This is a genomic window from Bifidobacterium samirii (genome assembly GCF_003952945.1).
Lineage (GTDB): Bacteria > Actinomycetota > Actinomycetes > Actinomycetales > Bifidobacteriaceae > Bifidobacterium > Bifidobacterium samirii.
Window position 1 is genome coordinate 51,706 of record NZ_QXGK01000010.1, and the last position, 20,874, is coordinate 72,579.

A 20,874-nucleotide genomic window follows, 5' to 3' on the forward strand; every position below is an offset into this window, starting at 1 on the left:
CGTGAACAACCCGCCTTCTGCATGACCAGTCCAGGCGTGTCGAGCGCTGCGCCCGGGCCTCAGCAAAGGCATCTCCAACCCGGATTCCCGACTTCGCCCGTTCTCAACAAGAGATAAAAGGACATCCGTCCTGTAGGGACACACCCGGATTGGTCGCACAGAATAGAGGTTGTCCCGCCTAGACCCGGGGTTTCCGGATATAACCTGTCTTCTGTATCACCAGTCCGGGTGTGTCGCATCGCGGGCTGCCTCAAACCCTGCCGGGGCCTGCCCCGGCTGCCGTACCATGAACGCATGAGACTCTTCTCCCGCACCCCGTCCGCCCCGGCCGCGGCCGTCACGTTCACACTCGAATCCGCCGGGTTTGTCTATCCGGAAGGTCAGACCGGCCTCGAACCGACGACGCTGTCGATCGGCCCGTCGGACCGCCGCGTCGCGCTCATCGGCCTGAACGGGTCGGGCAAAACGACGCTGCTCAAGCTGCTCGACGGCGCGCTGGCCGCCACATCCGGCACCGTGCGGCTCACCCCGGCCGCCGCCGACGGCACTCCGGCCGGCACTCCCCTCGACCCGTCGCGGCGCGGCGACGCGAAGCAGGTCGAGTCTCTCGTCGGCCGCGTGCGCCGCGAGGAGATCCCCGACGCCTACTATCGGGCCGAATCGATCCGCCAGGCGGTGGCCGAGCCGCTGCGCCGGCGACGCATGGACGAGACGTCGCGGCAGGCGCTCATCGGCAATCTGTTCGCGCATTTCGACCTGGCCAAAGTCGCGCATCTGCCGGCGTCCGCGCTCAACGCCGAACAGCGGCATCTGCTCGCCATCGCGGGTGCGCTGGGCCTGTCGCCGGCGGCGATCGTGGCCGACGAGCCGACCAAGGGGCTCGACGAGGTCGCGTCCGCGCATGTGGCGTCCGCCCTGTTCTCGTACGACCGGCAGGTGGTGTTCTCCACGCATGACACGGCGCTCGTCACCCGCCCCGAATACGCGATCGGCCGCGTGCTCGTCCTCGACGACCACCGCGTCGTCTTCGACGGCCCGCCCACCGACGCCGTCACCCGGTACGAGGCGATCATCCACACCAAGTACGAGGCCATGCGTGGCTGATTACCTCCGATTTCATTGAGAAAACGCCGCCCTCAAATCAGCTACGTCTGGGAGCAGCGTAAGTTAGGTGATGTCGCAAGTCGAATCAGGCGCAAGAACATTGACGGCTCCTGTCAAAGGGTATTGACGGTCTCCGCTCATGACGGTCTTGTTGACCAAACCGAATTCTTTGACCGGCAGATTGCAGCTAGGGATACGAGCGGCTACTACCTTCTCATGAAAGGGGAATTCGCATATAACAAAAGCTCTTCAAATGGATTCCCGTATGGGGCGGTGAAACGATTGGAGCGTTACGAAACGGGCATACTTTCAACGCTTTATATAGTGTTTAAAGCCACTGGAGTCGAGCCGTGGTTCTTGGTCTCATACTATGATTCTTCATTGTGGTACAAGGAAGTCAGTGCGATCGCCGCGGAAGGAGCGCGTAATCATGGATTGCTCAATGTAACCCCGTCGGATTTCTTTGAGACTCGCATTTGTCTGCCACAAAGCGAAAGCGAGCAGAAGCGTATTGGAGAGTTCTTCAAGACGTTGGATGATCTTATCGCGGCCCACGAGCGTAAGCTCGAGCTGCTGCGGCTGAAGAAACGCTACTATTTGCAGCAGATCTTCAGCCGAAAGCTCCGGTTCAGAGGCTTCACCGAACCCTGGCAGCAGCGTAAGTTGGGTGACCTATATGAGAAATCCAGCGAAAAGAATGACGGCAGCTATGGAATTGATGCGATTATATCCGTAGCGAACATGCGGTTCAAAGCCGATGCATCCATTCGGGATGAATCCTATCTGAAAACGTATAACATTATGAGGCTGGGAGATATAGCGTTTGAAGGACACAGCAGCAAAGATTATAGTCACGGGAGATTCGTGGAGAACGATATCGGAGACGGCATCGTCTCTCATGTATTTGAAGTCCTGAGGCCCACTGAAGATAGAGATCTCGTATTCTGGAAATACTATATTAATGATGAGCTTGTGATGAGAAACATTCTCATTCGTTCAACAAAGGCGACGACGATGATGCACACCATTGTCATCAATGATTTTCTTCGAGAGAAGTTGGACGTACCCAGCGATCCCGGTGAACAACAGATAATAGGGAAGTTTCTTGTCTGTCTTGATGCGTTGATCGACTCTTACCAAACGAAGAAGACGCATCTGGATCGACTTAAAACGTCATATCTCCAGAAACTGTTCGTCTGATTGCGACAGCCCTTCAGGCGAGAGGACGCGAAGGACGGTGGCGGCATTCAATCATACGAGACCGCCACCGTCGTTCACTTATGGGATTACAGTGTACTGAGGAACTGCATCACTTTGTCTCCATCCTTGTTTTCGAGTTCACGGACGATATGCAGATAGGTGCTTTGTGTGGTGGTCATGTTGGAGTGTCCAAGACGCTTGGCTACGGATGCAACCGACACTCCGGCGTAAAGCAGCAGCGAAGCATGGGTGTGGCGCAGTCCATGTACGGAAATCACCGGCACGCCGGCGCGCTTGCAGAGCCGTTCGAGCCGGTCGTTGACCGTGGCGTTGTATACGCGCCTGCCGCCAACGAAGAACGGCTCATCCTGTGGGAGATCTTTGACCAGCTGGCTGAACTGCATGGCCAGCTGCCAGTCGATGCGCACCTTACGCATGGATGATCGGTTCTTGGTCGGCGCGAAACGTCCTACGGATGACTTGTAATCCCAGGTCTTCGAGACGGAGACGATCTGCCTCTGGAAGTCAAAGTCCGCAGGGGTCAAGCCTAGCGCCTCCGCGAAGCGCAGTCCGGTCTTCGCGATCAGCAGAATCATGTAATCCCAATTGGGTTCGCTTCCCAGATCCAGTTCCTTCAATACGGCTTGCAGTTCGTATTGGCTGAGGTACTTCGGTTTATGCAGCCGCCGCCCGGTGCCTTTGATGACGATCTTGCGCGTCGGATCCTTGGTGATGACGCCTTCTTCGACAGCGTCCAGCAAAGCGCTCTTGACTTGGTGGTGGAAGTCCATCACCGTCTGCCGTTCATGGGTCAAGGCGTATGCGTTCAACAGCTCCTGATAAGAGGTGCGGGTCACGTTGCCGAGCCTGAGATTCGGCGCAAGCTCGCGCAGGCGCTGTTGTGTGACGACGTACTTGGCGTACGTTACATCCGATACCGCACCTTTCTTGTACATCTCCATCCACTCCTTGAAATAGGAGGAGATGGTCTGGTTCCTTTGCATAGTTGCTCCTGTCTCGTGCACGTATTTCGTGCACGAGACAGGATTCGGTGCATTATTCGCAGTGATGGGGTTGTATCGTTATGCAAGGTGGCACCAGGATTTCTCCCATTCAGACCGATGCCGTTCGTCCACTTGGCGGAGCAGCCGCTGCGTGTTGTCCCAGCATGCCTGGAAATCGTATGCGGTGTTCGATCGCTTGAATGCTTCACGGAAGGCATTCAAACGAGATGTGTCCGCTTCCAGTACGCGCACGGCATGCGGGAAGGCGGTTTCGGAGATTTCGATGCGACGTACGATGGCGCGTAACTCATCCAAGTCCGATAGGTCGACTTCGCCGGTGAGTGTCATGATGTCCGCCAGATCGCGGCCGCGTGCGCTACCGGGTTTGCTGATGGCATGCAGTTTGTCAGCCAGCTGGTCGATGGGAGCAATCATGTCCGGCGCCCGGAACGGAATGCCCACGGACTTGAGAATCGACGCGGTCTGTTCACTGATCGCAGGGGCGGCTTGCGGCAGGAAACCGCTGTGATCCGGCGTCGCTTCCAGCTCATACGAGGCGAAGGGGCCGCCGTTGTAGAAAAGCTGGATATCAAATGGCACCATACCGGCCTTCATGCCGGCGCTGTCTTTACGCGTCTGCATGACGACGGTGCCGGTGAACCCGCTCATACCCTGTTCCAGTCGAGCGGATAGTATGTCTCGGAATTCCTGGATGCTGTCGCGTACCGTCGCGTCAAGATCTCGGGAAGTGCGCCCCTTGCTCAGGGGGTAGCGCAGTGACAACGAGCCACCGCCTTTGAGAACTCCGATGCCGTGGATGAACTGTGCCAATATTGCGTTGTCAACATTCTGCAATGCCGTGGCTCGTTGCTCAAGCGGCAGACGGTTGACCTCGCGTTGGATGAGGCGACGGAGTTTTATAGCGGAAAGTCGTTGGATGTCGTCACGCATAGGCGCAGTACCTCTGCTTGAGATCCCCATACTCGGTTTCGGTGATGATGCCTTGCGACAGTGCGTCGGCCAGAGCCTCCGAGTATTTGTCTTCATCGATTTCCCCGGCTGACGAGTACACCGCGTCCCGTAGCGACTGTGAAGGGATGCCCCGTACCGTGGAGTCCGCCTTCCGGTCGGTCACCACCCAGGAGATGCCGTTGCGCTTGCGGCGACGCTTAGGGACAGCGACGCAGACCGCGCCACCGCCGATGGTTCCCAGCCGAGCCGCTTCCAGTACGCTCGGCCCCCACAGGTACGCGTCCTCTCCGCCCAAGGCCACGGCGGTGGCGGGCACCATCATGTTCCAGTCCATGTCAGTATCGTCGACGTCGTCGGGATACCAGGCGTATACGCCGCGCTCTACATGATCCACATCCTCGTTGCCTTTGGCCCAGCGTCTCAGATTGTCTGCTCGTACTCCTGCCTTGCGTGCCGCCCATACGGGAATCACGCCGCACCACTGCGCCCACACCGGTCGTAGACGTTCCTCGATTACACTCATCGCACACTCCTCTGGCACGCTTCGTTACATCAAGGTTAGACCCCGCCAAGGACCCAGAAGACACCGCACATCGTCTGGGAGCAGCGTAAGTTAGGTGATGTCGCAGAGATTGTAGGTGGAGCAACCCCGTCTACTACGCAATTGGCTTTCTGGGATGGCGACATCAATTGGTTCACGCCCGCCGAAATCGGATCTTCAAGATATGTGCAAAAGTCAACGAGAACGATCTCCAAATTGGGACTGAGGAGTTGTTCGGCGACACTGCTTCCGCCTGGCGCGATTCTGTTCACGTCGCGTGCATCGATTGGAACGATGGCGATCCTTTTGGAGCCTGCGGCTACCAACCAAGGATTTCAGTCGATGATAATCAAGAAAGATTACTCAGTCGATTTTGTTTATGCCTTGGGGGCAGTTATTCGCAAATATGCGGTAAAACATTCAGCTGGATCCACCTTTGCTGAAATCAGCGGGAAGGAACTCGCCAAGACACCGATTAGGATTTCTTCATTAGACGAGCAGAAGTGTATTGGGGAGTTCTTCAAGACGCTGGACGATCTTATCACAGCCCACGAGCGTAAGCTCGAGCTGCTGCGGCTGAAGAAACGCTACTATTTGCAGCAGATCTTCAGCCGAAAGCTCCGGTTCAGAGGCTTCACCGAACCCTGGCGGCAGCGTAAGTTGAATGAGCTGGCTTCTTTTGGAGGCGGACACACTCCCTCTATGGCTGACTCCGAAAACTATAGCGGAGGGAAGATTCTGTGGGTAACTTCTCAGGATGTCAAACAGCGATATATAGAGACTACAACAAATCTTCTTACCAAACGGGGTGCCGCAGAGCTCAATGTCTATCCGGAAGGATCTCTGATAATGGTAACCAGAAGTGGTATTTTGCGTCATATGGTACCGGTTTCGATACTTCGGAAGCCCGCTACGGTAAATCAAGATATTCGAGTCATTCAACCTCATTCAAAGAATCTTGCACCATGGCTCTTTCAATTCTTTATCTCGCATCAGAAATTAATTCTGTTAAGATATGGAAAGACAGGTACAACTGTGGAAAGCATCGATTTCAAGTCCTTGAAAGAAATGGTTCTAAGCGTTCCCACTGATTCAGAGATGGAGTTGATAGGGCTTTTTCTGGACAAAATAGACTGCCTTATTGATTGTTACGCATTAAAGGTTGATTTAAGTCAAAGACTTAAGAGCGCATATCTTCGCACTCTATTCATCTAACCTAACAATAAAGTGCATGAAGATAATTCTCCTTCAGTCTACCCATCAACGAAAGGTATTCCTCTTGCAGTTCAATCATTTCATCAATGAGCAAAAATAAGTCGCCGATAATTCGCTGCTCGGAAGGTCGTGGGCTATACGCGGCCCATTCTTTTATTTTCTGAGCATTCAAATTGCTTTGAGTCCCAGTTGATACTAACTTATTCCACTCGCTATCTAATGCGGCTTTATCAAGACGGGCAAAGATATAGTTTCGAACAATGGTAGAAGGGAATACCATGTTGAAAAACGCTTGACTGGTAGCCATTGGCTGGCTTAAAATACCGACTTTTCCAACGCTTGCATACATTGCCAGAGAAATGGCACCTTCGGGAACCAACCAAGCAGCACTATTTATCAAACCCATTTCGGTAATATGTTTGGAAGTGTTAGTGATGTATCTTCCGTTAAGATCAGATATGCCAAGGAACGGTATATTACCACCATAGTAGTTACGGTTTTCGGAATTTGGCGTACCGCCCGAGCGCCCCTTTTCATATAACTCACCCAACTTACGCTGCTGCCAGGGTTCGGTGAAGCCTCTGAACCGGAGCTTTCGGCTGAAGATCTGCTGCAAATAGTAGCGTTTCTTCAGCCGCAGCAGCTCGAGCTTACGCTCGTGGGCCGCGATAAGATCGTCCATGGTACGGAAAAGCTCTGTTATCTTCTGCTGCTCCTCCAAGGACGGGAAATTAGCGGTCATTTGCAGGAATGTCTGGGAGTGGACACGCTTGGCCTTGCGTGAGCCATCGGCAAGGCTGCCTTGGTATAAATACAATTCCTTGCGCAGGCATGATTGAAGGACGAACTCCTTGTCCACATCGTCGGCAATGTCAAAGGCCGGGGAATCGGCAGTTGATTCATAACCATCCAATTCCTGCGGAACGATACCGAAAGCAGCATGAAGGAAATCAAGCTTGCCATACATCAGCTGCCCAGACTTGCGGACATAGTACTGAGTGGCGCTGCTCCCATTCTGCAGCGTGGTCTTTTCCACCACACCTTTGCCCCAGAGCCTGACCGTCAGCTTCTTCGCCTGATCGCCCGAATGCCCGGGAATGACGCTCTCAGTCAGGCATGTCGACAACTTACGCTGCTCCCAAGGGTCAGTAAAGCCTTTGAAACGCAGTTGCGGCACCAGTTTTCCCATGATTCAGTCCTCCGAATAGAAGAAGTCGTCAAGCTTGTAGGAGAGCACCGAGCACCTGACGGTTATCTCACGTTCCTTCGTGTTGAGTAAGGCGAACATGGTCCCGTTCACGCTCCGACCTCCGGATCGGTAGGCACCAGATCGGCGACCATCGCGTCGAACTTGGCCTGCAGTTCGGCGATCTGCCGATCCACGTCAGCAAGCTGACGGTTCACCTCGTCGATGTCGATCGGTTCCTCCTCCTCGAACGTGTCCACGTACCGAGGAATGTTGAGGTTGTAGTCGTTCTCCTTGATCTCCTTCATAGACGCCACATGCGCATACTTGTCGACGTCCTCGCGCTTGGCATACGTTTCCAGAATGCGGTCGATGTCCTCGTCTCGCAGATGGTTCTGGTTCTTGCCTTTTTCGAAATCGTTGGACGCATCAATGAACAGTACGTCGTTGGTCTGCCGGTCCTTACGGAATACCAGCACCACAGTGGGAATCGACGTGGAATAGAAGAGGTTCGCCGGCAGACCGATCACCGCGTCCAAGTAGTTCTTGTCGAGGATCGCCTTACGGATGACGCCTTCGGCCGCGCCTCGGAACAGCACGCCATGCGGCAGCACGATGGCCATGCGACCGGACGGTTTCAGATGATAGATGCAATGCTCCACGAAGGCGTAGTCGGCCTTCGATTTCGGCGCGAGCTTGCCGTACTCCTTGAAACGAGGATCCCTCATCTTCGAATCGGCGTTGTCCCAATGCTGGGAATACGGAGGATTGGCGACCACCGCATCGAAGAACAACGGGTGGTCGATACCGTTCGCATCGGTTCCGTCCGGCCAGTCCATCTCCAAAGTATCGGCGTTGCGCAGCTTCATGAACTGGTAGTCCACGTCATGCATCATCAGATTCATGCGCGCAAGATTGTAGGTCGTGCGGTTCAACTCCTGACCGTGGAATCGCACGCGTCCCTTGCGGTCTCCGCCGGGGAGTTCCTTCTTCACAGTCAACAGCAGGGAACCGGAGCCGCAGGTCGGATCGTAGACGGAGAAGCTCTGGTTCTCGTCGCTGATGACGGAGGACCCCTCCGACATCGGGTCGGCGTATGTCACCAGCTTCGCCAGAATGCGGGAGACCTCGTGCGGCGTGTAGAATTCACCGGCCTTCTTGCCTGAATTGCTGGCGAACTGCGCGATGAGATACTCATAGACGTCACCGAGGATGTCATGCCCAGTTTCGTCCTTGAACTCGATGGTATCGACCTTCTCCGCGAGATTGGACAGACTCTTGGCACGGGCCGCGGTCGAATTGCCCAGCGATGAATCGGATAGGTTCACGTCGGAGAACACGTCGCGGAAATCCTTCTCCGCCGTGGCGTTCAGTTCCGCATTGCGTTTGAAGGAATCAAACATGGACTGGAAGTAGTCGGGACGCAGACTCTGGTCGCGGATCTTGCCGATCAGCGTCGCCCACGTATATTCCGGATCGATGGCGTAACCGAGCGTCTGGGAGATGTCTTCACGCCAATCCTCGATGCCCTCTCGCTCCACTTGGATACGGTATCCATCATTGATGTCGCCGCCTTCGGGAACCTCAACAAATCCCAGACCGGCCAGATATTCCTCCTGCTTGCGCGACAGATACCGGTAGAAGATGAATCCAAGAATGTAATCCCGGAATTCGTCCGCCGACATTTTGCCTCGCAGATCATTGGCCATCGACCACAGTTGCGAAGTGAGCTGCCTCGCGGCATCCTGTCCTGCCATATCGGTTCTCTCCTGTCTGTTCCGGTTCTCAGTAGTGGGCTACGACGTAATCCGCGAATTCGCGCAACGCCGTCCTCAACTCGTTGCGATACCTGATCGGAGTCAATCCGCGGATGGTCTCGTCGTCGGCATCCTGCTGATACAACCTATCAGCCACCGCGTCCGCCATCAATCGGCTGAGTTCGTCACCGTCGTTCAGATCATCCCGGTGAAGGACATGGCGGTCCAACAGAGCATCGATCAGCCCCTTAGCGGAGGCCACGTCCACCAACCCCCACTTTTGACGGAATTGCAGCGACGCCTGCCGACGATTCTTGGAAGCCTGTTCGCGAACGATATGCGACACATGCTCAGGTTGCACCGGATAGGATACCCCTTCCAACGGCTCCCCTTCCATCGCCTGATCGGCGACAGCCATCATCTGCTCGGCAAACCGACGGTCTTCAACCTGATCGGTCGCATGCTTCAGCGCCTCGTAGGTCTTTCCAGCCGCTTCCGGATCTTCCTTGGCTTGGTTCAGCAGTTTGGCGAACAGTTCGGTGATGTAATCGTAATTGACACGCACCTGAACGATATGCTCCACGCTGAAGTCCAGACGGGACAGGTCCAGCTCATGTCGTTCCTCCGAGATCCTTTTCAGCTCGAAACGGGCCGTCTGCGTCAACCACATTTCCTGATCTTCGGTCATGTCAAGTTCATCAAGCAATACATCGGGCTGATCATAATCGTACTCAGAGTACTGCTTGAGCTGAGACACTCCACTACCGTACTCACCGATCAGGTCGGCAACCTGCTGCTGCTCCCCTTCGCTCGCAGGTACGCGAACGAATTCGTCAGTCAGTTCCCTGAGCTCTTCGACGATTTTCTTGGTCTTGCTCAGAGTCTCCTCGTAATTACGGGCCAGCACGCCGCTATCCACAAGGTCTGCAGCGGTAATGGTTCCTTGAACGGCAGCGGAATCACGATTCGCATACACTTTCAGAGCCTCATCCATCAGTTTCCTGGACGTCTCCGGCCACCGATAGTTTACGATACGACCCCACGGCTTGTCCTTCATGTTCTCGATGCGATTCGTGCGAGAATATGCTTGGATCAGATTCGCTCCGGACAGCGTACGGTCCACATACAGTGTGTTCACGTTCGGAGCATCGTACCCGGTCAGCAGCTGATCGATGACGATCACCAAATCCAGTTTCGCCCCTTCGGCTTCGCCCCTGAGTCGATCCATGACATCAAGGAAGTAGCCGTCAATGCTCGTATCATCGAACGACGTACCGAAGGCGGCATTGTATTCCTTCACTGCGGAGCGAAGCCCACGGTTGTTGTCCAATTGCCAATCCGAATTATCCGCGGCCATAGAGAACGTCACCGCGACATTCAGTGCAGGCTTTCCCTCGTTTCGCAGCTCCTCGTTACGGCGCCGGAATTCCTCGAAATACTGCAGCGCCATCGGCGCCGACGGATTACCCCCACCGACATGAGTGGTCAGGATCGCGCTATATTTGCCGTCCTTGGAACGATTGCGCCAATGACGGATGATATCGTCGACCACTTCCCGTATATGCTGCGGATTGTTGTCATACACGCCGGAATCGATGTATTCGTCCACTTCCTCCGGTGACATGCGCGCGATCTTACCGTCGATGGCTTGATCATCCCAATCTGGATACCGCTGCCGCAACAGTTCCGGCAGCAGGTGGTCCGTGACCTCCGTGTTAGGTAACGTATGCTCGAAATCGACGTTGAAGCCCAACACGTTACGGTCCGAAATCGCTTCTTTGATCGTATAGGCGTGGATCAGATCGCCGAAAGCCTGGTGGGTCAGGTCTCCGTCGAAGGCCGGGGTCCCTGTATAGCCCACCCACGCGGACAATGGGAACGCTTGTTTGATGCGCCGCAGCATTTCTCCGTTCGTGGAGCGATGGGCCTCATCCACGATGAACACAATGTGCTGGTCGGGAGCGGTGAACGTATCCCTCTTGCACAAGCGGTCCAGCTTCTGGATGGAGGTTACGACGATGGCGTTGTCCCGGCTCCGACTACGCAGCTTGGACGCCAGTACACCCGTATTGGCCGTTTCTGCCACCACACCGTTGTTGCCGTCCTCGTCCCGGTCCGGGTCATAGGCAGCATACTTGTCAAAGGTCTGCCGGGTCAGGGCCACACGGTCCACCACGAACACGACTTTGTCCACTCCCGGTAGACGGGATGCGAGCCAGGCGGTCTTGAAGCTGCTGATGGTCTTGCCCGATCCGGTGGTATGCCAGACATACCCTACTTCCTGATCGTCCGTACCGAACGTGTGTTCACGAATACGTTCTATCACTCGTTTGGTGGCGTACACCTGATAGGGACGCATCACCATCAGGTTTCGATGTTTGGGATCTCCGTCAAGAATCATGAAATTCGTCGCCATCTGATGCGCCATCGGAATCGATAGCATCAGATCAGCGAATTCCCGCCAATCCGACACCGGCACGCTATCAGTTTCACGCTGCCAGTGGAACGCAAATGATGGATTGAACGAATCAGCACCCGTATTCGCCATATACAACGCCTGATGCGGCGTCATGCCGACTAGGATCTGCACGGTCGAGTAAATATCCCGGAACTGACCCTCATCGATGTATTGGCGAATCTGATTCAGCCCCTCCATCGCATCATGATGATCGTACTTCTCTTCGATATGGATGATGGGCAAGCCGTTGATCAACAACGTCGTGTCGAATCTACGGTCCTTGCGCCCCGCGATCACACGTGGACGCTGGATCTGGTTGACGATCTGGTACACGGTGTTGCCGGCACCGATCTGAGCCTGATCGAATACGTCGAGGAACACGTGCCCGCCGCCGTTGCCGTCCGGCAATTCGTCGCGGTCGATCTCCACCTGAGTAACGCCGTTCATGCCGTACAGCCAACAGCCGGCCTCATAAGGCGACCGGAGATTGCAGATGATATCCTTCACCTGGCTGAATTCTCCGTCGGTCAATGGACGTCCATCAAGACGGCCGGCGTTGTTCCGTTCCAGAATGGTGCGAAAATTATCCCACAGCTGTTCCGTGGTCTTGATGTCAGGCTCGTATTTCCACTGCTTGGATCCGCCAATCGTCTCAAGATGATGAATCAGATCCATCTCGAACTCCAGTTCACCGCCCATGCAATCCTCCTCACTGACGCTCGCATACAGCGTAAAACACCATTCCCGATATTACCGCTGATACATGGATTCTCGTGTATATCTACCGGACAACACTCACAGCAGGGCGGCGACCGTGTCGAGGACGGCGCGCACGTTGCGTTCGAATTCGGCGGGTTCGGGCAGGAGCGAGATCGCCAGATAGCCGTTGGACGTCATGTCGAAGAAGTAGCCGGGCTGACCGCTCAGCCCGTGCCGTTCGATCAGGGCGAGCACCAGTTCGTTCTCGTCGATCACGCCCGGCACGCGCAGCAGCACGTTCCATCCGCCTTCGGCGCGCAGCACATCGGTCACGCCCAGTTCATCATCCTCCAGCAGGCGATGCAGCGCGGCGAGGTTGCCGCGTACGCGCGCCTGCACGCGCGCGGTCTGCGCGGGCGCGTCGGCGAGCATCGCCGGGATGTCGCGCGCGATGACGTCGCTCATCGGCAGGTAGTCGTCGGCGATCACGTCGAGCCGCCGCAGCGCCTCGGCCACGTCGTCGGCCGGGCCGGACACTTCGATCCAGCCGACCTTGGCGTGCGGCGCGGCGAGCATCTTGGAGAAGCCGTCGAGCGCGAACGTGAGCGCGCCGGTCTCCCCCGCCAGCCGCGCGTTGTCGTCGAACGGTTCGAGCGCATAGTCGTGGAACACCTCGTCGGCGATAATCGCCACGTCGTGAGCGCGGCACATGCGCACGATCGCCTCACGTTCGCCGGGACGCACGTACGAGCCGGTCGGATTGTTCGGATTGATGAGCACGATCGCGCGGATGCGCCCGCTGTCCGGCCCGTCGAGCAGCGTCTCCAGTTCGGCGGTGTCGATGAACCACGATCCGTCGAAACGCAGCTGGTAGGGGATCGCGTCGACGCATTCGAGGCGTGCGATCGATTCGATGAGCGGATAGCCGGGTTTGGGTGCGAGGATCGCGTCGCCCGCGTCGCACAGCAGTTTGACAATCCACGAGTACGCCTGCGACGTGGAGCTCAGCAGGTAGAGCCGCTCCGGCAGGACCGGGGCCGCCGAGCCGGCCGGCGCGGGAATCGTTCCCGCCGGCGACGCCGTCTCCCCCGCCGTGGCGCCCCCGGCCACGCGCCCGTCGCGCGCGTTGATGAACGCGGCGAGCGCCTCACGTGCGGCGAGCGGGCCGCGCGGGTCGGCCGTGTAGACCTCCGGCACCAGTGCGGGGGCCAGACCGTGGCGGGTCGGGTTGGAGTCGTTGAGCTTGCCGAGCGGCCGGCCGGCATGTCGTGCGTCGGCTTCGGCCGCCGCGATCGGATTGGGGTCGCTGATGTCCACGCGGGAAGAGAATCGCATGGCCCCCACCATAGCCTCATCCCCGCTCAACCGGACCATCATCACCCCGACTGCGGAAGGTACGCGTCCCGGCGAAACCGACGCGCCCAAACCGCAGGATCAATCATCCGAAACCGCGGTTTGTATGCGGCGTAACGAGTCGCCGCAGACAAACCGCAGAATCAGACGGGTGAAACCGCCGAATGTATGCGGCGTCTTCATCGGGACGCATACAAATCGCAGATACGTCTAACCGAGTGCAGTCCGCCAGTCGCCATCCGCCCCCCATACGACGAGGCCCCCGCGGGGTGCGGGGGCCTGATGCCGTGGGTTGCGTCGGAGGACGCGGATCCTACTGCTTGGTGCTGGCGTAGTAGGCGGCGCCGACGATGCCGGCCTCGTTGCGCAGCTTCGCGGGCACGATCGGCGTCTTGATGTCGATGTGCGGCAGGAACTTGGCGCTCTGACGGCTCACGCCGCCGCCGACGACGAACAGTTCGGGGCTGAAGTACTTCTCCATCAGACCGTAGTACTTGGTCAGGCGCTTCGCCCACTTCTTGTAGCTGAGCTCCTCGCGTTCGCGCACGCCGGAGGACGCGTACTTCTCCGCGTCGCCCTTGCCCTTGGCGAGTTCGATGTGGCCGAGCTCGGTGTTGGGGATGAGCACGCCGTTGTAGATGAGGGCGGTGCCGATGCCGGTGCCCAGCGTCGTCGCGATGACCAGGCCGTCCTGGCCCTTCGCGGCGCCGTACTGCTGTTCGGCCAGACCGGCGGCGTCGGCGTCGTTGACGACGACGACCGGGCGGCCGCATGCTTCGGAGAAGACCTCGGTCACGTCCACGCCGATCCACGACTGGTCGAGGTTGGCCATGAAGTCGAGCTTCTGGCCCGGCTTGATCGGCGCCGGGAAGGCGATGCCCACCGGCACGTCGGCCGGCACGTCGAAATGCTCGAGCTGCTGACGCACGATTGCGGCCACGGCCTGCGGGGTGGACACCTCCGGGGTGAGGATCTTCAGTCGCGGCTCGGCGAACTCGCCCTTCTCCAGGTTGACCGGCGCGGCCTTGATGCCCGAACCTCCGATATCCACGCCGAACGCTTGTGCTGTCTCAATCATCGTTGACCTCTCTCCTTACGGGATGACGGTTACGGGCATTGTATAACGCGAAAGGGCCAACACGCCGCATCGTCTTGCATGACGACGCGGCGCGCCACCCGGCCCATTACGCCGGTTTCCGACCGTCGGCCCGCCGCGGCCGGAAACCGAAGGGCGGAAGCCGGCGCGTCAGCGCAGCGGCGGCATCGGGCGCCAGTCGCCGTCGCGCATCAGCTTGCGCGAGTCCCACCATCCGCGCGCGATCTGCACCAGGCCGGTGCGCACGTGCTCGCGGTCGACCATCACGAGGCGGATGACCTCCTTGGCGGCGGTGGCGATCGTGCCCAGACCGAACAGGAGCGGACGGAAGTCGCCGTACGTCATGAAATAGCGGGCCATGTAGCCGCGGTTGCGCATGATGTGGTAGCGGTTCACGTCGGACGTGGAGTTGAGCTGGCGCAGGCCGGCGATGTCCCAGTTGCCGATCTCGCGCGTGCGGCGCAGCACCACGTCGGGCACGACGATCGGGTTGGTGACCTTGCTGGCGAGATAGCCGTACATCGTGTCGTCCCAGTAGATGAAGAAACGCGGGTCGGGCAGGCCGATGCGTTCGACGATGCGGCGGCGGAACAGGCCGCCTTCGAAGCACAGCGTGTTCATCACCCGGTAGCCGGCGCGGCCGAACGCGGCGGGCGCGATCGGGTTCGGGATGCCCAGCGGCACGATGAACCGGTACTGCCAGTAGAACGGGCCGCCGTCGTAGTCGTAGCGGCTGCCCTGGATCACGTCGTGGCGGTCGGTCCACTTGGCGAGCTTCTCGATGCCCTCCGGTTCGACGGCCACGTCGTCGTCCATCACCCAGAACCATTCGGCGCCCAGATCGTACGCGGTGCGCACGCCGGCCGAGAATCCGCCGGCGCCGCCCAGATTGTCGGTTTGCGGCGCGTACACGACGCGGCTTTCGTTGCCGGTCGCGTCGGCGATGGTCGTGCCCCACTGACGGTCGAGACGCTCGCCGAACGCTTCGACCATGTCGCGCGTACGGTCGGCGTGCTCGTTGTCGACGATCACGACGCGCCACGGCGCGACGGTCAGCTTCTCGATGGATGCGAACAGGGTGGCGAGCAGTTCCTGCCGCTTGTAGGTGACGACCACGATCGCCAGCTTGTCGATGTTCTTCTTTGCCGCTTGCTTTTCGCTCATGCGTCCCATTCTAGACATGGCCGGCTCCCGGGGCGTCATCCGTGCGGCCCGGCTCGCCATGTCCGTCCGCGTCCGTCCGGTTCGCCGACGGCCGCACGTTGGCCGCGCGTTGGCCGCGCGTCCCCGTATACTGGCGTCGTCAGTTTCAGGGAAGGTGCAACTCCTTACTGGCGGTAACCCCCGTCCCGGCGCATAACGGGACTTCGGGGGAAGCCCGCGAGCCGCGCGTGCGGCCGATCCGGTGCGATTCCGGGGCCAACGGTCACAGTCCGGATGGAAGAAACGGAGCGCTCGCATGAGTGTATCGTCGCATACCCAGTCCCCCCATACCTCCCATACCTCGCATGCGACCGGCGTGGGCGATGCCGGCCGCTGGTCGACGCGTCGCATCGCGTTGCTGGCGATGCTCACCGCGTTGACGATGGCGGCGAGCTTCATCGAATTCCCGCTGATTCCGGGCGTGCCGTGGCTCAAATACGATCCGTCGGGCATCGTGTGCCTGGCGGCCGGCTTCGTGCTCGGCCCGTCCGCGGCGGCGGCGACGAGCGTGCTGGGGTTCCTGCCGCACCTGTTCGTCGACCCGTGGGGCACGCTGATGGCGGTGCTGGTCGCGCTCGCCCTGTCGGTTCCGGCGGCTCTCGTCCACCGCGCGCGGCCGTCGCGCCGCGGCGCGCTGATCGGCCTGCTGGTGGGCGGCGTGTGCGCGCTGGCGGCGGCGATCGGCGGCAATCTGATCGTCACGCCCTTCTACGCGCATATGACGGTCGCGCAGGTCGCCGCGCTCGTCGTGCCGGCGCTACTGCCGTTCAACGTCGCCAAGATCGCGGTGCATGCCGTCGTGGCGATGCTCGTCTACCGTCCCGCGGTCGCGCTGATCGGCCCGTCGCGTGCGTAGCGGCGCGTCCGGAACCCTCGCCGGCGACGCCGTCGTCACTCTCGACGGCGTGCGGTTCAGCTACGACGGGAGCGTCTCATGGGCGCTCGACGGCGTGTCGTTGACGATCCGGCAGGGCGAATACGTGTGTCTGACGGGCGCGAACGGGTCGGGCAAGTCGACGCTGGCCCGGCTCGTCGCCGGCCTGGCCGCGCCGGACGGCGGCACGGTCTCGCTGTTGGGCGAGCGCGTGTTCGACGGCGCGCCCGACGCCGACGCGTACCGGTCGGCGCGGCGCGGCATCGGCGCGGTGTTCCAGAATCCCGCCGACCAGATCGTCACGACCGTCGTCGCCGACGACGTCGCGTTCGGCCCGGAGAACCTGGACGTCGACCCGGCGGCGATCGGCGAGCGCGTCACCGACGCGCTGGCGACGGTCGGTCTGGACGCATCCGCCGACGCGGATCCGACGCGGATGAGCGGCGGCCAGCAGCAGCGTCTGGCGATCGGCGGCATGATCGCGATGCGGCCGCGGCTGCTCGTCCTCGACGAGCCGACCGCGATGCTCGACGCGGCGGCGCGCGCCGACGTCATCGCCACGCTCGCCCGCCTGCATGCGGCCGGCACGACGATCGTGCACGTCACCCATCATCCGGACGAGATGCTTGCCGCCGACCGGGAGATCCGATTGGACCGCGGCCGCATCGTCGCCGACGGATGGCCGGATGCACGGGCCGTATCCGGACTCGTCCCTGTCCTCGATGTCACCGGCGCCGACCATTCCGGCGACGTCACCACCGCTGATACCGGCGCCCCAAGCCATGTCGCCGCCGCTGCCGGCCATTCCGTTGACGTCACCACCGGCGACCTCGACCGCTCCCTTGCCTCCGATGTCGTTCACCCGACGGGCGCCACCCGTTTCACCGGTTCCTCCCCTACCCCCGATGGCGAGGGCCCGACCGCCCCGGCAGTGCTGGTATCCGACGTGCGATACCGGTATCCGGATGCCGACCGCCCCGCGATCGACGGCCTGTCGCTGCGGGTCGAGTCCGGCGAGACGGTCGCACTGATGGGCGGCAACGGCGTCGGCAAGTCGACGCTGCTGCGGCTGATCGCCGGTCTGGCCCGTCCGGACGTCGGCTCGATCGCCGTGGCGGGGATTCCCGTCGCCCGAGAGCGCCGCAGCCGTGTCGGCATCGGGTTCGGCGGCCGTCGCAGACCGGTCGCCATCTCCCGCGGCGATGCGGTTCGCGGGTCAGCATGTCAACCTTCATTGCTCGCCCATGAGAGGCGCAACGGTTCCGGTAACGGTTCCGCCAATGGCTCCGATGCCCGCCGCCCCGTATCCTTCCCCCATCGCAGACCCGCCGTGCTCTCCCGCCGTGACGCGGTGCGGCTGCGTCGCATGCTCGGTTATGTGATGCAGCTGCCGGAACGGCAGTTGTTCGCCGATACGGTGCTTGACGATGTGATGTTCGGCCCGCGCAATCAGGGGCTGTCCGAGGCCGAGGCGCGCGGTCGAGCCGTCGAGGCGCTGGCGTTGCTGGGGGTCGCGCATCTGGCCGACCGTTCCCCGTTCGCTCTGTCGGGCGGGCAGCGGCGGCTGGTCGCAATCGCCGGGGTCGTGGCCTGCCGTCCGCGCGTGCTGCTGCTCGACGAGCCGACCGCGGGTCTGGACGCCGATGCGCGCGGCCGTGTCGTCGCGCTGCTGCGCGCCCTGCACGGGGACGGCGTCACGATCGTCATGGTCACGCACGACCGTGCCGAGGCGGCGGCGGTCAGCGCGCGCGTCGTCATGCTCGACGCCTCCGGTTCGCACCATGCCGGCGACTCGACCGATGCCGCCGATACCACCGGCATCGCCAGCATCCCCGCCGCAACCGGCGCATCCGATTCAACCGGCGCCGACCACACGATCGTCGACCACACGGTATCCGGCGACGCGACGACCATCCCGCCCCGCCGCCGCCCGCCGCTGGCCAGGCTCGACCCGCGGGTGCTGACCGTCGCCACGCTGGCGTTGATGATGGCGGCGTTCGCAATCGGCTCGCTTCCCCGGCTCTCCGTGTTCGCGATCGCCACGGCCCTGTACGTGGCGGCCGCGCGCGTCCGCCCGCGGTCGCTGTGGCGTATGGTGTGGCCCTTGCTGGCGGTGTGCGTGTTCGTCGGCGCACTCAATCTGCTGGTCGTCACGTCCGGCACGCCGCTGCTGCAAGCCGGCCCGCTGCGTATCACGGACGAGGGTGTGCGCATGGGCGTGCTGTATGCGGGCCGGTTCGCGCTGGTGATTGTGCTTGGCACGGCGTTCATGCGGTCGGTGACGCCGACGACGGTCGCCGACGCGGCCGCGTCGCTCCTGTCGCCGCTCGCCCGGCTGGGCGTGCACACGCAGGAGATCGCGCTGGTCCTGTCGCTCGCGCTGCGGTTCCTGCCCACGCTCGCCGACGAGGCGCGCGCGGTCGTGGACGCGCAGACGGCGCGCGGCGGCGACATCGGCCACGGTTCGCCGATCGTGCGGCTGCGCGCATTGGCCGCGACGGCGACGCCGATGCTCGCCGGCGCGGTGCGTCATGCGGATACGCTGGCATTGGCACTCGACGCACGCTGCTACGAGGCGGGCGCGCATCGCACGCGCTGGCATGCGATGCGGGCGGGCGCGGCGGACGCCGTGTTCGTGCTGCTCGTCGCCGCGGCGATCGCGGCCGTACTGCCGCTCTGGTAATCGACCGTCGCCGGAGGATCACATCCTCGACCACGTTTCCGCGTCATTCCGCCGGTTCCGATGACTTCCCCGCCACTCCGCGCACGGCTCGCCGGACGCCGGCGCGCGATGGTGGCGGTACAGTGAGGTCAGCAATCCATCCACCGTGGAAAGGGCCGACGATGAAGTCCCGCAGCATGATCATCGAACCGTTCGCACTCGCGCACGCCACGCTCGTCACCGGCGACGGGCAGGGCACCGTCCTGCGCGACATGACCGTCAAGGTCGGCGCGCACGGGCGCATCGAACAGGTCGCGCCGAGCATCGAGACGAGCGTGCCGGAGGAATACCATTACCTCGACGCGACCGGCCGGTATGTGATGCCGGGCCTGATCAACGCGCACACGCACCTGTTCTCGCAGGGCCGGCCGCTCGACCCGAAGCTGGCGACCCCGTCCGGCCAGCGCATGGTCGCCCGGTTCGCGCATTCGCCGGTCGACCGCCCGTACATCATGGCGACGGCGAAGCGCAGCATCCGCACGCTGCTCGATTCGGGCGTCACGACGATCCGCACGCTCGGCGACGTCGGCTACGAGGCGGTCGAACTGCGCGACCGCATCGCCCAGGGCGCGATGGTCGGCCCGCGCATCCTAGCGTCCGGTCCGATGCTCGCGATCCCGGAGGGGCACGGCGCGCCGCTGGTCGCGCTCACCGGGTCCACGCCGGACGAGGCGCGGGCGAACGCGCGCACCAACATCGAACACGGGGCGAACGCGATCAAGATCGCGGCGACCGGCGGCGTGACCGACGCGCAGGAGCTCGGCGAGGCCGGCAGCCCGCAGATGACCGTCGAACAGATGCGCGCGATCTGCGAGGAGGCGCACCGGCACGGCATCATCGTCGCCGCGCACGCGCAGAGCGCGGAGGGCGTGCTGCGCGCGCTGACCGCCGGCGTCGACACGATCGAGCACGGCAGTCCGCTCGACGAGACGCTCATCGGCATGTTCCGGCATAATCCGAACGCGCTGCGCGGATGGTCGGCGCTCGTGCCGACCATGTCGGCGGGGCTGCCGCTCACGCTCGTCGACCAGGCGACGACCGGCATCACCGACATCCAGCTGGAGAACGCGAAGACCGTGGCCGCCGGCATGGTCGAGGGCGCGCGGCAGGCGCACGAGGCGGGCCTGACCGTGGGCGTGGGCACGGATTCGGCGATGACGTTCGTCCCCCAGTACGCGACGTGGCGCGAACTCGACCTGATGGTCCGCTTCGCCGGGTTCACGCCGGCCGAGGCGCTCCACGCGGCGACGGCCGTCAACGCGCGCATCCTCAACGTGTCGGGCACGACCGGTTCGCTCACGCCCGGCAAGTCGGCCGACCTGCTCGTACTGGACCGCAATCCGCTCGACGACCTGCGCGCGCTCGAGACGCCGTCGCTGGTCGTCGCCGCCGGACACCCGGTGTGGCGGCCCAAGCCGGAACGTTTCGACGACATCGACGCGATCCTCGACGAGGCGTTCGCCCGCGGCTGACATGCGGGACGACGGCGG

At 61.2% G+C, this 20,874-nt stretch carries 15 protein-coding genes and 1 riboswitch; of the genes, 6 read left to right on the plus strand and 9 right to left on the minus strand.

The features are described from left to right. Nucleotides 1-294 precede the first annotated feature (294 nt). Complete coding sequence (locus D2E24_RS06085; protein WP_125968434.1) at nucleotides 295-1,104, plus strand: ATP-binding cassette domain-containing protein; 810 nt, start codon at nucleotides 295-297, stop codon at nucleotides 1,102-1,104. Between the two features lie 15 nt (nucleotides 1,105-1,119). Then, nucleotides 1,120-2,304, plus strand: coding sequence for a restriction endonuclease subunit S domain-containing protein (locus D2E24_RS10600; protein WP_125968435.1), 1,185 nt, complete (start codon nucleotides 1,120-1,122; stop codon nucleotides 2,302-2,304). Between the two features lie 86 nt (nucleotides 2,305-2,390). On the opposite strand, the gene D2E24_RS06095 is transcribed toward D2E24_RS10600, so the two are convergent. The 3 genes from D2E24_RS06095 to D2E24_RS06105 form a co-directional block, all read right to left on the minus strand. Next, entirely contained in the window at nucleotides 2,391-3,308 is a 918-nt protein-coding gene (locus tag D2E24_RS06095) for a site-specific integrase (RefSeq protein WP_125968436.1), read from the minus strand. 78 nt (nucleotides 3,309-3,386) lie between these two features. Continuing rightward, nucleotides 3,387-4,259, minus strand: coding sequence for a nucleotidyl transferase AbiEii/AbiGii toxin family protein (locus D2E24_RS06100; RefSeq protein ID WP_164521035.1), 873 nt, complete (start codon nucleotides 4,257-4,259; stop codon nucleotides 3,387-3,389). Beyond that, nucleotides 4,252-4,803 carry a hypothetical protein gene (locus D2E24_RS06105; protein WP_125968438.1) on the minus strand — a complete coding sequence of 184 codons (552 nt, stop codon included), beginning with the start codon at nucleotides 4,801-4,803 and terminating at the stop codon, nucleotides 4,252-4,254. The genes D2E24_RS06100 and D2E24_RS06105 overlap by 8 nt, the downstream gene beginning before the upstream one ends. 69 nt (nucleotides 4,804-4,872) lie before the next feature. Between D2E24_RS06105 and D2E24_RS10605 the strand changes: the two genes are divergently transcribed. After that, nucleotides 4,873-6,036, plus strand: a complete 1,164-nt coding sequence (locus D2E24_RS10605) for a restriction endonuclease subunit S (protein WP_277594757.1) — start codon at nucleotides 4,873-4,875, stop codon at nucleotides 6,034-6,036. Nucleotide 6,037: 1 nt separating this feature from the next. On the opposite strand, the gene D2E24_RS06115 is transcribed toward D2E24_RS10605, so the two are convergent. From D2E24_RS06115 to D2E24_RS06140, 6 genes are all read right to left on the minus strand, one after another. Continuing rightward, on the minus strand, nucleotides 6,038-7,225 hold the full coding sequence (locus tag D2E24_RS06115) for a restriction endonuclease subunit S (RefSeq protein WP_125968440.1): 1,188 nt from the start codon (nucleotides 7,223-7,225) through the stop codon (nucleotides 6,038-6,040). Nucleotides 7,226-7,332: 107 nt separating this feature from the next. Then, on the minus strand, nucleotides 7,333-8,979 hold the full coding sequence (locus D2E24_RS06120) for a type I restriction-modification system subunit M (protein ID WP_125968441.1): 1,647 nt from the start codon (nucleotides 8,977-8,979) through the stop codon (nucleotides 7,333-7,335). A gap of 28 nt (nucleotides 8,980-9,007) precedes the next feature. Beyond that, complete coding sequence (locus D2E24_RS06125) at nucleotides 9,008-12,136, minus strand: type I restriction endonuclease subunit R (RefSeq protein WP_125968442.1); 3,129 nt, start codon at nucleotides 12,134-12,136, stop codon at nucleotides 9,008-9,010. 96 nt (nucleotides 12,137-12,232) lie between these two features. Further along, complete coding sequence (locus D2E24_RS06130; RefSeq protein WP_125968443.1) at nucleotides 12,233-13,471, minus strand: pyridoxal phosphate-dependent aminotransferase; 1,239 nt, start codon at nucleotides 13,469-13,471, stop codon at nucleotides 12,233-12,235. 331 nt (nucleotides 13,472-13,802) lie between these two features. Then, on the minus strand, nucleotides 13,803-14,567 hold the full coding sequence (ppgK, locus tag D2E24_RS06135; protein WP_125968444.1) for a polyphosphate--glucose phosphotransferase: 765 nt from the start codon (nucleotides 14,565-14,567) through the stop codon (nucleotides 13,803-13,805). A 168-nt stretch (nucleotides 14,568-14,735) separates the two neighbouring features. Then, nucleotides 14,736-15,749, minus strand: a complete 1,014-nt coding sequence (locus D2E24_RS06140) for a glycosyltransferase family 2 protein (RefSeq protein ID WP_125968445.1) — start codon at nucleotides 15,747-15,749, stop codon at nucleotides 14,736-14,738. Between the two features lie 137 nt (nucleotides 15,750-15,886). After that, nucleotides 15,887-16,038, plus strand: a riboswitch (FMN riboswitch). 6 nt (nucleotides 16,039-16,044) lie between these two features. On the opposite strand from D2E24_RS06140, the gene D2E24_RS06145 reads away from it, so the two are divergent. The 3 genes from D2E24_RS06145 to D2E24_RS06155 all read left to right on the plus strand — a co-directional run bounded on the left by D2E24_RS06145 (nucleotide 16,045) and on the right by D2E24_RS06155 (nucleotide 20,856). Further along, nucleotides 16,045-16,644, plus strand: coding sequence for an ECF transporter S component (locus D2E24_RS06145; RefSeq protein ID WP_125968446.1), 600 nt, complete (start codon nucleotides 16,045-16,047; stop codon nucleotides 16,642-16,644). Further along, nucleotides 16,637-19,345, plus strand: coding sequence for an energy-coupling factor transporter ATPase (locus tag D2E24_RS06150; protein WP_125968447.1), 2,709 nt, complete (start codon nucleotides 16,637-16,639; stop codon nucleotides 19,343-19,345). The genes D2E24_RS06145 and D2E24_RS06150 overlap by 8 nt, the downstream gene beginning before the upstream one ends. Nucleotides 19,346-19,506: 161 nt before the next feature. Further along, nucleotides 19,507-20,856: a metal-dependent hydrolase family protein gene (locus tag D2E24_RS06155; protein WP_125968448.1), complete on the plus strand. Its 1,350-nt coding sequence runs from the start codon at nucleotides 19,507-19,509 to the stop codon at nucleotides 20,854-20,856. The last annotated feature ends 18 nt before the right edge of the window (nucleotides 20,857-20,874 follow it).